Origin of the sequence: uncultured Microscilla sp., assembly GCF_947493425.1 — a bacterium.
Taxonomy (GTDB): Bacteria; Bacteroidota; Bacteroidia; order Cytophagales; family Microscillaceae; genus Microscilla.
The window spans coordinates 1-17,892 of record NZ_CANLRP010000173.1 but is presented as its reverse complement, the minus strand read 5'-3'; the positions used below and the strand labels follow the sequence as shown (position 1 = coordinate 17,892).

The window sequence follows — 17,892 nt, the reverse complement described above, 5'->3', positions numbered from 1 at the left end:
GGTAAAGCAAAGGTGAAAGCGGTATACTCAAAAAAAAAATGGATCGCCCAAAACAAGGCGTATAAGTTCAAAGGCTAACTGGCGTATTTATTTTTAACTTGAGTACATTGTACACTAAGCTTCTTGTGCTTTTAAGTTTGGCAAAATCTTATTTTTTTTGCGTTCTCCCTGTTCTGATCCGACTCAAACTTTCGGGGGTGATTCCCAAATAAGACGCAATTTGGTAGTTACGCACCCGCTGTTCTATGTCAGGATATTGGGCAAGAAAGTCGTAATAACGCTCTTCGGCAGATTTATGTAAGTTGGATATAATTCGTTTTTGAAAGGAAACAAAAGCCCGCTCTAGTTTTTGTCTGAAAAAATGCTCTAATGTAGGCACCTTAATATAGAGCTTATCCATGGAGTTTTTACTAATGGCCAACAACTCACAGTTTTCGAGGCACTCTAGATACAAGATAGATTTTGCTCCGGTAAAATAAGCCGTAAAATCACTCATCCACCAGTTTTCTATACCAAACTGCACAGTGTACTCCCGGTCGTTGTCGTCTATCAGAAAAGAACGCAAACAGCCCTTGATCACAAAATATTGGCGCGACACCAGCTCTCCAGCCCTAATCATGAGTTGTTTTTTTTTGCAGTGAATATGGTCAAAGTAATGCAATGTTTGATTGAAGTCGTCAGGGGTGATGGCTACTTCTTGAGAAATGTGGTCAAATAAAGGATGCATTTTTTTTTACAAAAATTAAGGTTAAAAATGATTATGGAAAATTGTTTGCTTGATGTTTTGAATCATTTACAATAGCAAGGGATACCCACCTTTTGTAGCCTATCATTGCTTGTGCGAGCGTTAAGATAAGATACATTTTTTGGTTGCCTCTTTGCCAATAAACATGCTGCTGTATGCTAAAGCTCAGTTATCAGAAACATACGTTACAATTTAAGTTTGAAGCCGGAACTTCACGCGGGGCGCTCACCGAACACCCAGTATATTATATCAAGATGTGGGACAGTAGCTCGCCTGACAAGGTGGGCATAGGCGAAGCTGCACCTCTCAAGGGGTTGAGCATAGACTATCGCCCAGACTTTGAGGAGCAACTTAGTCAAATTATTGAAAATATAGAAGACCTGGCAATAGATCAGCCAGCCCGTTATGAAATTAACGAAATATCTAATTTGGTACCTGCAGGCTTTCCCGCCATTCGGTTTGGTATTGAAATGGCTTTTTTGGATTGGAAAAACGGAGGAATGAAACAAATTTATCAAAACAGGTTTTATCAAGGCAAACAACTGCTGCCGATCAACGGGTTGATATGGATGGGAGAACCTGGGTTTATGCAACAACAAATAGCCCAAAAGTTGGGACAGGGTTTTGGTTGTATAAAAATGAAAATAGGGGCTATAGATTTTGATCAGGAGTGTGCCCTGCTTGCCAACATCAGAGAACGTTTTACTGCCGATCAGGTAACCCTCAGGGTAGATGCCAATGGTGCTTTTAGCCCTAAAGATGCCTTAAAAAAACTGGAAAAACTGAGTCAATTTGATTTGCATTCTATAGAACAACCCATTCGCCCCAATCAATTGGCAAGCATGCGTAAACTTTGCCAGGAAAGCCCCATTCCTATTGCCTTAGACGAAGAGTTGATTGGAAAACTGTCTATCAACGAAAAAGAAAAATTGCTGGACGTGATCCAACCACCTTACATTATACTCAAGCCTACGTTGTTGGGTGGTTTTATTGCTACCAAAGAATGGATTGACCTTGCCAAACGCAAAAAAATTGGTTGGTGGGTTACTTCGGCGCTAGAGTCTAACATTGGGCTGAATGCCATTGCTCAGTTTACCGCCGAATACGACGAAGGAACAGTGCATGGGTTGGGTACCGGTAACTTGTATCATAACAACATAGGCTCGCCATTGACTATAGTGAAAGATCAGCTGGAGTACCAACCCAAAAAGTTTTGGGAAGAACTGCCCGGCTTTGTCGAATAATTTTCGGGGGAAGGTTTGTATTGCTATCAGAAAATACATAATATTAACTTGTTGTAAACAACAATAGTCCACAGTGTTCAATCGGTAGTCTGTAGCCCCAGCGAGGTTCTAGGGACTAGGCGCTAGGTGCTAGGTATACCTTGTTCCATTATATTGACAATCAACCGCTTATAAAGTTCATGGTATACACCCTCTGGTTAGAGCAGAACAACGGACAAAAAAAGTGTTGGAGAATTGAAACAAACCTTTTGCATATTATGGCTAATAAAAAACTTACCCGTGTTTTGTCTATCGATGGAGGGGGAATAAGAGGGGTGCTGCCCGGACAAATAATGGTGGCAATCGAACAACAACTACAAAAGAAAACCAATAACCCCGAAGCCCGTCTCGCCGATTATTTTGATCTGATGGCGGGCACTAGTACTGGTGGTATTTTGTGTGCCATTTACCTTACTCCCGACGAAAGTGGACGCCCCAAATACACTGCCGAACAAGCGGTGAACCTTTACCTGGAGAACGGGGGAGATATTTTTAAGAAAAAGATGTTCAGTTTTGGTGGCATTACCAACGAAAAGTACCCGTCGGCTCCCATGGAAGAGGCACTCGAAAAGTACTTGGGAGATGCAAAACTCAGTGAAATGATCAAAGAATGCCTGATTACATCGTACGATATAGAGCGAAGTAATCCTCATTTTTTTAAGCGGCATAAAGCTAAAGATAACAAGGGGTACGACTTTTATATGCGTGATGTAGCACGTTCTACCTCAGCCGCTCCCACCTATTTTGAGCCCAACCATGCCACGTCTTTTGCCGAAGTAAAGTATGCCCTCATAGATGGTGGGGTATATGTAAACAACCCTACACTTTGTGCGTATGCTGCTACCCGAAAGTTAGATTTTGGGGAGGATAAAATAAAGCCTACTGCGTCAGAAATGATGATGGTATCTATAGGTACAGGTAGCACTAAGTATTCGTACGAATATGAAAAAGCCAAAGACTGGGGTGCCATTGGTTGGATCAAGCCTTTGATTGATATAATGATGAAGGGGGTTTCTCAAACGGTAGACTATCAACTCAAACAGATTTTTGATGCGGTAGGCAAACCAGACCAATACCACCGAATTGAGCCTAAGTTGGTGCACGCTGTGTCGGGCATGGACAATGCCGAAAAGGAAAATTTGATTAACCTGAGGGCTGACGGCAGTGAATCGGCACTGGACAATGAAGACAAAATAAACAAAATAGTAGACATGCTGATTGCAAACGCGTAGTTTTCAGAAAAAAATTTAAACACTACACAAGAAATTTGGCAAAAAGCCCCATAACTTATATAGTTGATGGGGCTTTTTGTTTGGTCTGTCAGGCTTACTGCTCTTCCATTGGTTTAAGGTGAGTAATGTCACAATAACGGTCTACGGTAAACATATTACCAGTGTAGCTTAGTTCATATAAACACAAATTGGTATGTTCAAACTTGTCCATATCCTTAAGGTGATAGTTGAGCATCAACGCCAAAAAAGCACGCATTGCCCGTCCATGCATACATATTAACACTGTTTTTTCATCTTCGCGTGATAATATTTTATCCAATACTGGTTTTTGTCGCTCTTGCAACATCACGGGGCTCTCCCCTCCTTCTATAGGTAAATCTACCTCTCCTTCGCCCCATTTTTTGACCAATTCGTGGTAGTAGGCATCGTCTTCTTCGCTTATTTTACGTCCTTCCCGGCTCCCCCAATTGATCTCATTCAACCCTGAATAATGCTCTACCGGAATACCTGCGTCGATAAAACGTTGCACAGATTGAATGCTACGCTTAAGTTTAGAAGTATAAATTTTATCAAACTTCACTGATTTGTACATATCAAAAAACAGGGCTGCCTGGCGTTGTCCAGTGGCGTTCAAGTCAGAATCTACCCCACTGCCTTGTACTATTCCCTGTAAATTATACTCAGTTTGTCCGTGTCTTATAAGGTATATTTTTTTTGTTTTCAATTTTGTCTAATTTTATCGCTGTTTTAATGAACGGTTATTTTTTACCCATTCTTAAAACATTCAGTTTTTTCGTTTTGTTTGAAAGTAGGTTTCAAATTAACAGATGTACAGGACAAGCCAAAATAGTGATGCTCAATTATTTGCAAATTAAGGCCTGTTTTGCCTGACTACCTACCCATTTAGAGGCAATTGCTCATTTTTACAAGGATACAATTTTTTATGCTAAATACTGATGTTACTCCCGAAATATTAAACCAAGGTGGAAAAAACTGCATGGTAGGACATGTAGGCATTGAAATTACAGAGGTAGGTACCGACTATTTGTGTGGCAAAATGCCGGTAGATAAACGTACCCACCAACCTATGGGACTGCTCCATGGAGGGGCTTCGGTAGTACTCGCCGAAACCTTGGGCAGCATAGCTGCTACCCTTGCTGTGGATACAAAAAAATATTTTTGTGTAGGTCTGGAAATTAACGCCAATCATATACGGGGAGTAAAAAGCGGGTATGTATACGGCAAAGCTACTCCATTGCACATTGGCAGAAGTACCCATGTATGGCAAATAAACATTCGCAACGAAGACGAAAAACTGGTATGTACCAGTAGAATCACGATGGCGATCAGAGAAATTAAATAAGGTGATTTTTTTACAGAAGAAGGATTTAATTATGAGAAGGAAGGCTTTAGAACAAACACTACAAACAACGCCCCGTTTAAATTTATTTCAAGGCTTTTTTCAGGCAGCTTTAAAAAACAACTTACCTGTAGCCATCTGGAGATTACCCAATCAAGATACTCAAAATGTGGTGGTAGACTTGAGCGGACAAGCCCAACAAATGAAGCTCGACCTGGAAGAGAGCCGTCCCGGATTTGCCTTTAGTCGTTTTCTGAATCCACAACTCAAGCAAACCTATTTTCTCAATGCCGATGTACACTATTCTACCAAGTTAGACACGATTGAGTACCTTACTCCACCCCACGACCTTGACAGCCAGTGGCACCAAAGGCAACAGCGTTTTTTACAAGCATTTGAGACAACACTAGAGTCTGCCCCTGCCCCACCTGTGCGCCCTAAAACACCCACCCCAAACCGTTTGCACATTGCCTCAGAAGCTGACTATAGTCAATTGGTACACCGTGGAGTAGAGGCAATCAAAGCGGGGTTGTTTAAGAAGGTGGTGCTTTCACGCGCCAAATCGGTACACTTGCCTGCTAACTTTGACCATGTACAAACTTTTATGAAACTATGCCAACGTTACGCCAATGCTTTGGTATACCTGGTGTATATTCCAGAAGTAGGGCTTTGGATGGGGGCTACTCCTGAAACCCTTATTAGTACCAACGATCAACAACAGTTTAGAACTATAGCATTGGCAGGCACCCAGGCTTACAACCCTGAGTTGCCGTTAAGCCATACTGCCTGGATGCAAAAAGAAATAGAAGAGCAGGCAATGGTGAGCCGATATATTATCAATTGTTTCAAAAAAATACGCTTGCGTGAGTTTGAAGAGGTAGGTCCCAAAACGGTAATTGCAGGCAATTTGGTGCATTTATGCACTCGTTTTAAGGTAGATATGCAAGCCGTAAACTTTGCCGAACTGGGCACGGTCATGCTGGATTTGCTACACCCTACTTCGGCAGTTTGTGGAATGCCCAAAGAAGTGTCACAAGAGTTTATTCTTCAACATGAGCATTATGACCGGGCATTTTACAGCGGTTTTATAGGTCCGATAAACATTGCTCAGGCAACCCATATTTTTGTCAATTTGCGTTGCATGCAACTTTTGGACAACCAGGCAATACTATACGCTGGGGCTGGCATTACCGAAGATTCAATACCTGTGCGCGAATGGCACGAAACTGAGATGAAGTGTAAAACCATGTTAGACATTATACAATAAAATTGAACCGCTGAACCAGCAAGAAGTACTCCCACTTTGTTCAGCGGCTGACCAAAGTATTTGCTATGCCTCAACTTCACACAAACCTTTCTCAAAATCGGCTTGTACTGTTTTAAACTTGACGTTTTTCTTTACCGTTCCATCGGGATATTTAGCGGTTACCTTGTCGTTACGACGGAACGTTTGCTTCTTTTGAATGGGTAGCACGGGTTTGTTTGAATATCTTTTATCAAGCTTTGCTTCATTTCCAAAAGGATCGTCAAAAAAGGCTTCATCTTCATCATATTCATCGTCAAAAAAGTCTCCGCTGAGCTCTTCTTCCATTAATTCGTTCATAGCCTCCATAAAATCACCCATCATTTGTCTTTGGTCTTGAAAATCTTCAGGGGTAAACTCCTCAGGTTCTTCATTATAACTTGCCAAAAACAATTCCTTCTCAGCGTCGTGCTCCTGAGTCAACAAATCGTTTGCTGGTAACCAGCGATGCACAAAGCTAAACTCCCATAAATCGGCTTGATAATCTTTTTTAAATTGTGTTTTTAACTTAGTTAACATCTTTTTTTGTGGTGCATAGTAGGTGGGTTGCTCCAGCCTAAGCGCCTCGATAAACTCTACTATATACCTGCTCCCCCATAGCACCAACGCATCAGAGCTTGCCTTGCGTGGCATAAGCACGTTGAGGTTTTCTAAAAACTTTTGAAAGCTGCGTTCTTTGAGGGTAAAGTACCCCAACCAAGAGCTTGCTTCCTTGTTGAACCAATAATCGGCAAAATATCCCCACAAGACACCACTTAGCACAAAAGGGCATTGCTTGTCGAGCATATATTTCATGAAAATGATTTTAAGCGTAAGCATTTCTTCACGTTTTTTCTCTCGATACTTACCCAATACTTTAGTTTTCAAATCATCGTTGATGGTTAACTCAAACGCTTGTTTAATGATAGCAAGAATATCATTAGGTAATTTAAAATCAAAAACACTCATTTTTTGAGTAAATGCTGCTTGATCAAACCCTGTAGCGGCTGCTTTGTCCAGCTCTATATTGAACTTTATCATAGCCAGGTCTTCCAAAGACTCCACGTCAACATCGTCAGACTCTCCAAGATGATCGTATTCATTTTCGATGAATGAATCTACAATGTCGATATAACCATAGTAAGCCACTTGCAATACGCTTGACATCAACAATTCTATATTAATGTCTTCATCTTGTAGATAGGCGTTAAGAGCGCTTACAATCATTGCTTTATTGTTTGTAAAGCAATAGTATCTAATGAGTATTTCGTTGATATAAAACCTTATATTGGCGTACAACTCAGAGTTTTGTTGTACACCTGCTTGCAGCTGAATGATTCTATCAAAATCTTTGTAATGCTCCCAATAAGAGATAAAGTCAATCGTCAGGTTTAAAAAATCATACTCATTTAAAAACGTTTGTGGTATGGGTTGGGTCAATATTTTAAACGCTTCGTCAGCTATTTCTTTGAGCAACCCCTCTTCGTATTTTTTATAAAAAACTTCAAAATCCATCATTCTACTTTGTTTAGGTTTAGGCAAAATAAAAACTTGTTCAAAATTAATAAAAACATTTTTTAAATAAGCGTTCAATGCATTGGTGTATAGCAAATATACTTATAAAAACAATGTGAATAATAGACACTTTAAAGAACGTAACTGTTTTTATGACACAGTTTGTGTTAGGTTCAGTTATTTTGAGTTGTTTTTGGACATGAGGCGAGTCATTGGGTATATTTGTATAAAAAACAAAAGCTTGAAACAGAAAAGAGACCGTTACGAAATGCATAAGTATTGGGGTAAAAAACCCTCAGGCAACTTGCAAGAATTAATTGACAAGTATACCAAAGAAGGAGATACAGTGCTCGATCCATTTTCGGGGTATGGAGTATTTGGTTGTGAGGCATTTATTATGAATCGGAACGTTATCTTAAATGACCTGAATCCAATTGCCCACTTTCTGAACAAACAGTTAATGGAAGTAAATGTAGACATCAACAAAGTGCAAAGACAATGGCTACAAATAAAAGAAGAGTTTATCCCCTTTGTAGAGAAATGGTATTCGTGGAAAGTTGACGGTGAAACTGTTTTATTGTCAAGTGTTTTAAGAGACAAAAAAGACATTCCTTTGATGGGTAAGTATAAGCCCACAGGTGAAAAAAAAAGTAAAGAGTATACTTTTACCCAAGAGCAAGCGAACGCATATCTTCAATTTGAACATGAGCAGTCCATCACCGATTGGTATCCTCAAACAGTGTTATTACAAAACTCCAGAATTTCGGCAAAGGCAGGAATGACCGTGGCAGATTTGTTTACCAAAAGAACGCTTGCTTGTCATGCAAAATTACTGACCTTGATAGAAGCTCACAGCAGTGGTACAGAAAAAGAGTTGTTCAAGGTTGCCTTTACTGCTAATTTGGCAAATTGCTCTAGGCTTGTTCCTCCTATTAAAAGTAGGGGTGCAATGGCTCCTGGTGCTTGGATGACAGGTTTTTACATTGGCGAAACTTACCTTGAAAATAATGTGCTTACTTATTTTGAAAATCGGGTAAACAAAATAATCAAAGGCAAGCAAGATTATTTGACAAACAAAGGCCTAAGCAACGACCAGCTTAGCTTTGGGCAAAGGCATAATACTAGTTATCAAATAATGAGTCATGATGCTAAGCAATTGCCATTAGAAAGTGATACGGTAGATTATATTTTTACCGACCCACCTTATGGTGACGCTGTTCCATATTTTGAACAAAGCATTATCTGGAATGCCTGGCTTGACTTTAAACCTGACTATAGCAACGAAATTGTGATTTCGGATAGCAAGCAAAGGCAAAAAAATCAAACAAGTTTTGAAACAGATATTAACCAAGCTTTTGCTGAGATAAAGCGAGTACTAAAGCCCAGCAAGTATTTTTCCCTTACTTATCATTCCCTTTCGGGCTTGGAATGGAAAACGATTACCAACGCTTGTATCAACAATGGTTTTGAGTTGGCAGATTATACCTGGCTTACCCAAAAATCGTTTACCCCACGGCAAATCAACCGCTTAAAGAGTATTAAAGGAGATGTGTTGATTACACTTAAAAAGTCAACGTCTCCGGTAGTTGTACGCTCTAAAAGCAATCAAGAGGTTAAAGAGCTTTTCATTGAACAAATCAAAAAATGGCTCATAAAATCACCCTTAGATACAAATGAGATTTTTATTAGAATTATGAAAATAGTTTTTGCGGAGAAAATATTGATAGATAATGTAGACCTTTTAAAAATACTCATCGATAACTTTGAACTTTCGACCACACAACAATGGCAACAAACAAAAATAGCTTAGATTTTGATCAACTAGATACCTATTTTAGAGAAAACAACTTTCCTGCAATAGAAGAGAATAAAAAAGGGATGTTGTTTTTGAAATTAAAAAGCATTTCACGAAAAGCTACATTAATGGAGTTTTGCACGCATTATAAAATCACCACCAAGGGCTTATCCACTAAAAATGTTTTAAAATATTTATTCGATTCTAAACAAATCCATGAAGGTCAATTAAATAACTTCATTCATCAGAAATATCAAGCAGAAAGAAGGGAAAGAGAAAAACATCAAGATTATTTAGTTGACCAATTGAGCAGGCTGCATCACTTTGATTGGGGCGGGTCTTATGGCAATAGCCTAGAAAAAAATATTGTGAACAACTATGTGAAAAAAATCAAATCGTATGATGACATCAATCAGGAAATAGAAGGAAGCTTATTATCAAGCCTTCGAGGATATACGCTTAACTCCTGGTATAACCACTGGACGTCTATTCTGATTGAAGATATATTCAAAGATCACCAGGATGTATTACCTGCGATAGGGCTAATCAAGAAAATTGACTTTTTTATTCATAATATACCTTTTGACCTTAAAGTAACTTATTTCCCTGAACAACTATTAGCCGAAAAGCTTAAGAATAGTGGCTATGGCAACGAGCTGACAAAATTAAAGCAAGTTTGTAGAAAGCTACATATATTTATCCCAAGTGATTTAAAAGACAAAACCCTCAGACAACACCTCTACAATAAAGTATCCGAAGACCCACGCAATGATGCCAAAGAGTTCATTAAGATTCTTGATATTCAAAAACAAAAGATCATCACTGAGGCAAAAAACAATCCTGCAGAACTCAAAAAGTGGTTTTATGAAAATCAAGGTGAAACCAGGTTTGATGCCTCCAACCGTTTCTTTTTGGTATTAACTGATGAAACCAATTTGGCAGAAAGTTGGAAGCTAAAAAGAAATATCAATTTTCTTAAAACCCGTATACACCAACATTTGACTACTTTATCGCCAGATATGTCAGACTTAACTACAGAGTTTTATTGGCACAAAGACCAAAAGTATTACCATTGTAAGTCTGACATATTATTCTTGAAATACGAGGGGTAAGTCTCACTTTCTAATCTCCCCCGCCTTATTTTCCAACTCAGCCAGCGCCGTACTTTGTTCGGTAGTAAGCACACCACCCTCCGTCAAATCGTTTTTTTCATAAGGATCATTGACCAAATCATACAACTGCTTTTGCCCACTATCAAACACGATAAGCTTATATTGTGTATTGCGTATAGCATACCCCGACTTATCAGCACTAGAGGTAGTCAATACCTCAGAGTAATTGTAAATTCTGGTACCTGTAGTGTTGCTTGTCAGCAAAGGTTGAAAGCTGTAGCTATCCTGATAGGTAGGCAATGGTACCCCCGCAATTTCGGCAATGGTGGCAAAAAAATCGGTAGTACTTATCAAGCTCGACTCACGCTCGCCTGCACGACTTACTCCCTTGCCCGACACGATCAAAGGAACATGAATGCCTCCTTGATAAAGGGTTCCTTTGGCTTGAGTAGCGGCATAAGGTGCTTGAATCACCTGACGGTGAGAACCATTGTCGCCCAAAAAAATAATGAGGGCATTCTCCAGTTCATCTGGTGAAATACTGTTGAGCAATCGCCCAATCTCAAAATCGATGCTTTCGGTCATGGCCATAAAGTAAGGAGTGGGGTTGGCATCAATGCTTGCCTGGTTGTTGGGCAATGCCCCTTGCGAATGCAGGCCAGTGGGTGGCAAATGAAAAGGAGTATGAGGGGCAGTGTAGGCAAGCCAGCAAAACCAAGGCTTGTTTTGTTGTTTGATCCAGTCAATGGCAAGGTCGGTAAACTTGGTAGTACAATAACCCTGGTAGGTAGTTTCTTGTTCGTTTTCTACCAATGGCCACTCGTTGTAATCGGTCAGGGCACCCTTAAGCAACCCCGCATAATACCCTACCCCCATTTGTCCTGGGTTGAGCGCACTGTTTGACAAATGCCACTTACCAATCACAGCATGGCTATAAGCATTGGCAGTGTTGGCATCAAGGTATTTCTGAATAGATGTTTCAGTAGTAGAAATTTGGGCAGCATTGGTGGCATTGAGTACCTCAGTACGGTAGCCATAACGCCCGGTAAGTATAGATGCCCTGGTGGGTGAGCATACAGGATACGCCCAGGCATTGTCGAAGGTAATGCCAGTGGCAGCAAGTTTTTGCAGATTGGGCATACTGGGTTTGATAGCTCCTATGCTGTAGCCTGGGGTGGCTTCTATGCCTATGTCATCAGCTATGATTAGTAAAATATTGGGACGATTGCCAGTAGTAGGATCAGTGGTGACTGGGTCGCTTTTTTTACAACTACCCAAAGCAAAGGTCAACATTATGACCAAAAACAAAGTGTTTTTTCTCATCGTGGTGCTTTTTCTTAAGTTCAACCCTAAGGAATGGTACCAAAATAAATTTACATTCTTAACCTCATCTTTTGAGGCTATACTTTGTTAAAAAATAGCCGAATAGCGCTGCTATTAGCCGACCATCCCTCAAGCTCGCTCAATATCCACTGGATATTGCCGTGCCGCGTCTAGCAACAAAATATTTTAGCGTTACTATAGAAATTTATTTTTACACCATTCCTAAGACAGCCTCCTACAGCAAAAGTTTAATTGAAAGCCTTTGAATTTTGTAATAAGTCCACGGTTCTTGTGGACTTATTAATTCTAATAGCACTTATTTAAGGGTTGTAAACCATTTTGCTCACAATGGCTACCCTAAATACTCTTTAGCCTTTTGAATCCATTCTTCATACTCTTGTTTATAATGCTCAAACCCTTGTTCTTCGGCAATTAGCCTACGTTCGGGCAACATGTTCATGTACAACATATATAAAGCTGCCGCAGCTACTTTGAGCGACCCTCCGGCACTAAGGGTAGGCGCATTGGCTAATTTTTCACGGATGTTGTGTATTTTTTTATTAAAATTACGCAGGTGTCGTGACATCTGCGGGTAAGTGAGGTGAGGATTTTCAGAGAGCTCCATTACCTCATCATAGAGTTTGGTCAAGTCGCGAAAAATAATCCGATGCTGTTTGTTGCTTGTTCTTTTGATAACTTTAAATGCATTCATGTTTTTTGTGATGGTTGTAGAAAACCCTGGCTGTTTTGGTTAGCATTGCCCTTGCAGCAGTCTTGTGCTTTTTGTCATTACTAACCCACAAAATTTAGCATCCAACGATCAGGCGTTTGGTGCACTCATTTCTTGAGTTTGCAGCGTTTTCTTGCTGGTTTTACCATTATTTTACTATTAAAAATCAAATACCAGACATACTGCTCAAGGCATCTAAATCGCTGCATAAGCCTTCAGATTTTTTTGCTCGTTAATTTTACTTCAAAAATAGCAGATAATGCAAGTTTTGAAATGCACGAAAAGCAAAACAACTTCAAATAGATACTGTATTTATTGAACCTCCAGAGAGCAGGCACTTTGAGTGACTATGTTGTCTGACATTAGGTACTGTTGGAGAACTTTTGATAAATCAATTTGCCCAACAACAGGCAATGATGGATATTTAATTTAAGTTATGATGTGGTATAAGCAACTGTGCTTTACTGGCGAAGGTGTTTTTTAGATACATAGCTGAATCAATTAAATTTAACTTTTCCATTTTTATACTATTCAATGATAAAACAGAACACTGTGATGGCCACCTTTAGAGCTTATGCAAATACAATATTGCAGGCATTAGAAGGTTTTTTCAACAGAATTCTTTTAACGATTATTGCAGGCATTAAAATTTATGGGACAAATATAGGGGGGCAAGGCTGTTTATTCCAAAAATAGAAGGTATACAAAAGGTTATAGTAAGAGTTACAACTTATCAAAACACAAGCATTATAGTATACATCCATTTATTAAACACCTGAATTTCAGTGCATTAAAAAACACAAGCACACTACATTATAGTTAAGCATTTTTTTTACAAATAATAAAAAAAATTAGCTCCCAAATTTTCCACCATTTTTGGCGCATAAAATTTTAACCTTTTGTATACCTTAAATAACCCTTGTTTTTTTGGGTTTTTGGGGCAAAATATCTATTGTTTTTATTGTTTATTTATTTTAGAGGTTATACATAAGCTTTCAGTAGCTTGGCTATAGGTTTGCGTTTGTATATTTTTGCCACTTCAAAAGCATTTTTTCCGCTAAACCCATCAATCAGATAAGGGTCAGCGCCTTGCTCCAGCAAGTATTGCGCAATGTGGGTGTGCCCATTTTCGGTGCATACAATCAAAGCCGTAGTCAAAAACTCAGGATGGCGGTAGTTTAAGTCTACCCCCGTGCGAATATGGTAACGTACCAACTCCAGGTTACCATCTTGAGCCGCATAAAACATTTCTTTCCAATCTCCTCCCATAATGATTACATTGTTTTTATTGTTCTGGTATATTGTTGTTGTTTTGTTTCAAAACCGTACACTAATTTTTTACTACTAATCCTTGTATAGAGTTTAATTTTATCAGTCTCAAAAGTGCTTGAAAAACAGCGTCTTTACTTTCCGCCTTAGTTTGTGGGCGTTAAGAAATTTGAGCAATGAAGCCGTAAAAACAGATCACTGACCGAGGAACGAGGGAATGTTTGAGCTGTTTCGGCGTAATGAAACAAATTTTAGCCAGGCAAACTACAGCGGTGGCTTTTTTTGGTTCGTTTTTTTAGCTAAAGAAAAAAATGAACGGATGCCTGAGGGAAACGAAACCAGATTTTATTCTACAACTCAGCAGATTAGCAGCTATTTTTATGCTGTAAAACTATCAAAAAAATCAAGACTTATCTGCTATAAAAAGTGTACGGTTTCAAATGTTTTGTTTCAAAATTGTACAGTTGATGCATCCAAGAAACAATAAAACTAACAAAGTTTTATAAAACAAGCCATACTCAAAGCCTGCCCCTGTCAACGCTTCTACCCAATCAACCCATACTGTATTGGGTCTTTCCATACATACTGGTGCTTGCGATACTGTTTGCGTAAGCTATAATTTATATCACTCCAACTCACTAAATTGTCTTGTTGGCGTTGAGCCACCCTAATGGCACAATCTCTCAGTATATTAACCAAAATACCTCCTGTTACCTCGTCGTAATGTTGAGCAATAAACTCTAGGTCTACCTCAGGCGAAAGCTGCAGGTTGCCCTGAAACGCCTGCTGCCACAAACGAAGACGTTGTTGCCGGGTGGGTTTGGCAAACTTGACAATGTTTTGAAACCTTCGTCTAAAAGCACTGTCTATAGAAGACAATTTGTTGGTGGCAAGTATCACCACTCCGTTGTAGTCCTCTATTCTTTGCAACAAATAAGTAATGGTTTGGTTGGCATATTGGTCACCCGCATCTTTGATAGCACCACGTTTGGCAAACAATGATTCTGCCTCGTCGAAAAACAGAATCCAGTTTTTATTTTCTGCCGCCGAAAATAGGTTCTCTAGGTTTTTGCCCGTTTCGCCTACATATTTCGACACCAATGCCGAGGTATCGGTACGGTATACAGGCAACCCAGTAGATTTGCCCAACAAAGTGGTAGTGAGGGTTTTGCCCGTACCCGATGCCCCATAAAACACCGCTTTGTAGCCCTTGTGCAGGTGTCTGTTAAGCTGCCAATCTTCCATGATCTCGTCTTGGTGCTGCACCCAATACTCTATTTCTTTCACTTCTTCCAAAGCATCTTTAGTAAGCACGAGGTCGTTCCAGGTAAGCGAAGTAGTAATTTTTTGGGCAGGAAAACGGGCACTGTATTGGGGCTCGTAGGCTTGGCTATGCACCAACAGGCTTTGGTACTCAGGCGTAAGCTCCAAAAAACTATCGGTCACAATATCTTCGGAAGGGTATTTTAGAATGCCCTTGGTAAAAAACACATGCGAAGGTTCCAGCAAATAATTGTAGGCAACCCTTGCCTGGGTGCTTGCCCCGCCCAACAAAAAGAAGGCAGTTTGAAAAGTAGGGATAAACCTGCCGTATTGAGTAGACCTATAGCCGCCTAACAACGATATAGCACCCCCGGAATGGTTCTCGGTGGCAAGTAATATCCCCAACAAATGAGGCGCCACATGCACCGACAAAGCCAAAGCAAGCACCAGGCGCTCTTCGCGGTTCAGCTTGAGCTCGTTTATCAGGTGTTGGTAATGACTGGGTTTGACTTCTAGCAGCTCTTGGGTGGGTTGGGTGGCATAAATGTCATGCGCCCTAAAGTTGTATTCGTTGACTAAATTCGGAAAGTGATCAGAGAGCTGTTGGGCAATTTGTTCGGCAAGCATCCCCAGTTCTTTGTGGATGACGTAAGCCTGACTAGCAGTACAATATTGATCCATATTTTCTTAGTTGTTGGTAGTAGTAATAGTCCATAGTTTTCAGTCGATGGTCGATAGTTTCTACAAGCCTCAAGTCCTTAGATATTGGTGCTTTTAACAATAAGCTTCAAGTTTTTGGCTACTTTTCAGAGAACTAACCGATTTTATACATTTAGCCGGAAGTTAGTAAACTGTAGTAGCTTCGCACCCCAATGGCTAATAGCTAAGCTAACTTATTGTTTTTCATTAATTTTTAAAAGACTTTGGCGCATTTTATTTCTTTGCCGGGGCAAAAAGCCAATTAACAAACTGAAACATATCGTTTAATTTTAGCGTATTGGGGCACATCATTTCAATACTTGTTCTTATGAAAAAACTTTTACGAATGCAGTTTATTCAATACTTCTCATCTGCAAGCAAAACCATCACGTTTTTATGTCTTATATATTTATCTCCTTTAGTGTCTAAGGCACAAACTGATACCTTAAAGCAAAAATCGCCCAACGAAAAGTTATATGAGCAATTATGTGCTGCAATTGAAAGCCGAGATTATCCTCAAGCTTTGTCATTTATTAATCAAGGGGCAGACATAATGTTCAAGGGAGGAGTATACAAAAAAGATGTGACTTATTATTTACCCAAAGCCCCTGTTTTTCTTTACCTTATTCTCCCCCCATTGCTTTTGGCACGCCGCCGTATAGTGCATGAATATAGCATTAGGGTGTATTATCTACACTTGGTAGTGACAGATGAGCAAAGAACCCCTGAAAGGTTGAAAGTAATGGAGTATATACTGCAAAAGGGTGCAGCACCTGAAGGAGGGCAACTGCCTAGCAAAAGTTTTACTAACCCTTTGTCGTTGGCAGTGCAGAACTGGGACATAGACGCCTTTTTGTTATTAGACAAATACAACCAAGCCAATAAAAAACACCAAGAAAAGCCCGAAAACTTGCCCTAGCAAAACCCCATTACTTCTCATATTTGCAAAAACGTCCTTTGTCCCCGCCTAGCCCCATTTTTTGGGCAAAAAAACACTTGATCTACTTTGCCCAACGTTGTTTTTACTGTATTTTGAGTTTTTACAAATCAAGTATTCAGCGCCCATGCGACAACAACTATTCATTACCCTATTGCTCCTCAGTGGGGGCATTTGCTGCGCCCTGCCCAGCCACGCCCAAGACGATGCTTTTTTGTACAAACAACTCAACCAAAGCCTGAGCAAAGGCAACTATGCCCAAGCCTTGAAGCTGATTGACCAAGGCGCCGACATTTTGCACGGAGGGCGCTACATTAACAGCACTTATAAGGTAAAGGCGAAAAAAATGCCCGGCTTTTTGGTGCTCCTCACCCTGCCCCTATCGTTGTTCAATCGCAGCTACACCAAAACCGACCACTACGACAAACTCACCATTGCCTTGCACGAAGTGTTGAAGGACACCACCCGCAGCCCCGCAAAATTGCAAATAGTAGAATACTTGCTCAAAAAAGGCGCGCCTCCCAACGGCGGCAGGTTGTTGTATGGGCCCGAAGTGCGCCCCGTTGCCACTGCCATCGAAAGCTGGGACTTGGAGGCTTTTTGGTTGTTGAAGAAGTATGGGGCGAAGCTGACAGGGAAGTATTTTAATGCCCTGAGTAAGGTTGCCGCCGCTTGCGATTGCTCCGACACCTCCAGTCAGCGGTTTAAAGAAATGAAACAAACGATGGATACCCTCATCAATACCCACGGTTTTAGCCCCTATGATTTTCATTGGTCATTGGGTAGAGATGACTTGGCTCCATTATTTTTTAAATATGTACCTCCCGAAAAATTAGATACAGTAAATTATGAAAACCCCATCAAGTTAGCATGTAAAGCTTGTAACCTCGCACGCATAAAAAAATACAAGGCAATGGGTTTTACTTGGGAGGGAGAGAAAAAAGAAGCTTTAAAACTCGTTTTTAAAGACGATCTTGACTGCTATGAGTTAATGGAGTATTATGTGAGAGAACTCAATCTAAATATTAATCAAGATTTCTTATGTAGAGCTATTAAGTTTTATAGCCTAAAACTTATTAAACACTTGCTTTTTTTAGATGCAAAATTTAATTTAGATTGTACTCCAAAAGCGTTTGAAAGGCTAATACGATCCAGATTTAAGTATAAACAATCATCCTACTGTACATGGTATAACCTAATAGTTAAATTATAACAAAAAAATAGAGTGAAAAAGATGTTACTTAGTAAAATGCTAAATAATACCGAACACCCTTTATCACTCTTGGACGAATTTAAGGAGTTTTTTCCAAATCATCGTCCTGCCCTTGTAAAAAATTTGTTCGTCAC

General features: G+C 39.9%; 15 protein-coding genes. 8 read left to right on the top strand and 7 right to left on the bottom strand.

Annotated features, from left to right (window positions below; genetic code table 11):
- Positions 1-148: 148 nt before the first annotated feature.
- On the bottom strand, positions 149-727 hold the full coding sequence (locus tag Q0954_RS27720; RefSeq protein ID WP_299462997.1) for a Crp/Fnr family transcriptional regulator: 579 nt from the start codon (positions 725-727) through the stop codon (positions 149-151).
- A 173-nt stretch (positions 728-900) separates the two neighbouring features.
- On the opposite strand from Q0954_RS27720, the gene Q0954_RS27715 reads away from it, so the two are divergent.
- On the top strand, positions 901-1,989 hold the full coding sequence (locus tag Q0954_RS27715) for an o-succinylbenzoate synthase (protein ID WP_299462994.1): 1,089 nt from the start codon (positions 901-903) through the stop codon (positions 1,987-1,989).
- A 257-nt stretch (positions 1,990-2,246) separates the two neighbouring features.
- The gene (locus tag Q0954_RS27710; protein WP_299462991.1) at positions 2,247-3,260 is read left to right on the top strand and encodes a patatin-like phospholipase family protein; all 1,014 of its coding nucleotides are present in this window, start codon (positions 2,247-2,249) and stop codon (positions 3,258-3,260) included.
- Between the two features lie 94 nt (positions 3,261-3,354).
- Here Q0954_RS27710 and Q0954_RS27705 read toward each other — a convergent pair whose 3' ends face one another.
- Positions 3,355-3,984 carry a histidine phosphatase family protein gene (locus Q0954_RS27705; RefSeq protein WP_299462988.1) on the bottom strand — a complete coding sequence of 210 codons (630 nt, stop codon included), beginning with the start codon at positions 3,982-3,984 and terminating at the stop codon, positions 3,355-3,357.
- A gap of 219 nt (positions 3,985-4,203) precedes the next feature.
- Between Q0954_RS27705 and Q0954_RS27700 the strand changes: the two genes are divergently transcribed.
- Positions 4,204-4,623, top strand: a complete 420-nt coding sequence (locus Q0954_RS27700) for a hotdog fold thioesterase (protein ID WP_299462986.1) — start codon at positions 4,204-4,206, stop codon at positions 4,621-4,623.
- Between the two features lie 31 nt (positions 4,624-4,654).
- Entirely contained in the window at positions 4,655-5,887 is a 1,233-nt protein-coding gene (locus Q0954_RS27695; protein ID WP_299462983.1) for a chorismate-binding protein, read from the top strand.
- A gap of 63 nt (positions 5,888-5,950) precedes the next feature.
- Here the strand turns inward: Q0954_RS27695 and Q0954_RS27690 are convergent, their stop codons facing one another.
- Entirely contained in the window at positions 5,951-7,420 is a 1,470-nt protein-coding gene (locus Q0954_RS27690) for a hypothetical protein (RefSeq protein WP_299462980.1), read from the bottom strand.
- A gap of 238 nt (positions 7,421-7,658) precedes the next feature.
- Here Q0954_RS27690 and Q0954_RS27685 point away from each other — a divergent pair, with 238 nt between their 5' ends.
- Positions 7,659-9,227, top strand: a complete 1,569-nt coding sequence (locus tag Q0954_RS27685; RefSeq protein WP_299462977.1) for a DNA methyltransferase — start codon at positions 7,659-7,661, stop codon at positions 9,225-9,227.
- Positions 9,203-10,324 carry a hypothetical protein gene (locus Q0954_RS27680; RefSeq protein WP_299462974.1) on the top strand — a complete coding sequence of 374 codons (1,122 nt, stop codon included), beginning with the start codon at positions 9,203-9,205 and terminating at the stop codon, positions 10,322-10,324. Before Q0954_RS27685 ends, Q0954_RS27680 begins: the two co-directional genes overlap by 25 nt.
- 3 nt (positions 10,325-10,327) lie before the next feature.
- On the opposite strand, the gene Q0954_RS27675 is transcribed toward Q0954_RS27680, so the two are convergent.
- From Q0954_RS27675 to Q0954_RS27660, 4 genes are all read right to left on the bottom strand, one after another.
- Positions 10,328-11,647, bottom strand: coding sequence for a sulfatase-like hydrolase/transferase (locus Q0954_RS27675; RefSeq protein ID WP_299462971.1), 1,320 nt, complete (start codon positions 11,645-11,647; stop codon positions 10,328-10,330).
- Between the two features lie 352 nt (positions 11,648-11,999).
- Positions 12,000-12,359 (bottom strand): hypothetical protein, encoded by a 360-nt coding sequence (locus tag Q0954_RS27670; protein WP_299462966.1) that lies wholly within the window; start codon positions 12,357-12,359, stop codon positions 12,000-12,002.
- 999 nt (positions 12,360-13,358) lie between these two features.
- On the bottom strand, positions 13,359-13,646 hold the full coding sequence (locus tag Q0954_RS27665) for an ankyrin repeat domain-containing protein (RefSeq protein WP_299462962.1): 288 nt from the start codon (positions 13,644-13,646) through the stop codon (positions 13,359-13,361).
- Between the two features lie 543 nt (positions 13,647-14,189).
- A complete protein-coding gene (locus Q0954_RS27660) occupies positions 14,190-15,590 on the bottom strand; it encodes an ATP-binding protein (protein ID WP_299462959.1) in 1,401 nt (466 codons plus the stop codon).
- Positions 15,591-15,936: 346 nt separating this feature from the next.
- Between Q0954_RS27660 and Q0954_RS27655 the strand changes: the two genes are divergently transcribed.
- Positions 15,937-16,527 carry a hypothetical protein gene (locus tag Q0954_RS27655; protein ID WP_299462956.1) on the top strand — a complete coding sequence of 197 codons (591 nt, stop codon included), beginning with the start codon at positions 15,937-15,939 and terminating at the stop codon, positions 16,525-16,527.
- Positions 16,528-16,672: 145 nt separating this feature from the next.
- Entirely contained in the window at positions 16,673-17,758 is a 1,086-nt protein-coding gene (locus Q0954_RS27650; RefSeq protein ID WP_299462954.1) for a hypothetical protein, read from the top strand.
- The last annotated feature ends 134 nt before the right edge of the window (positions 17,759-17,892 follow it).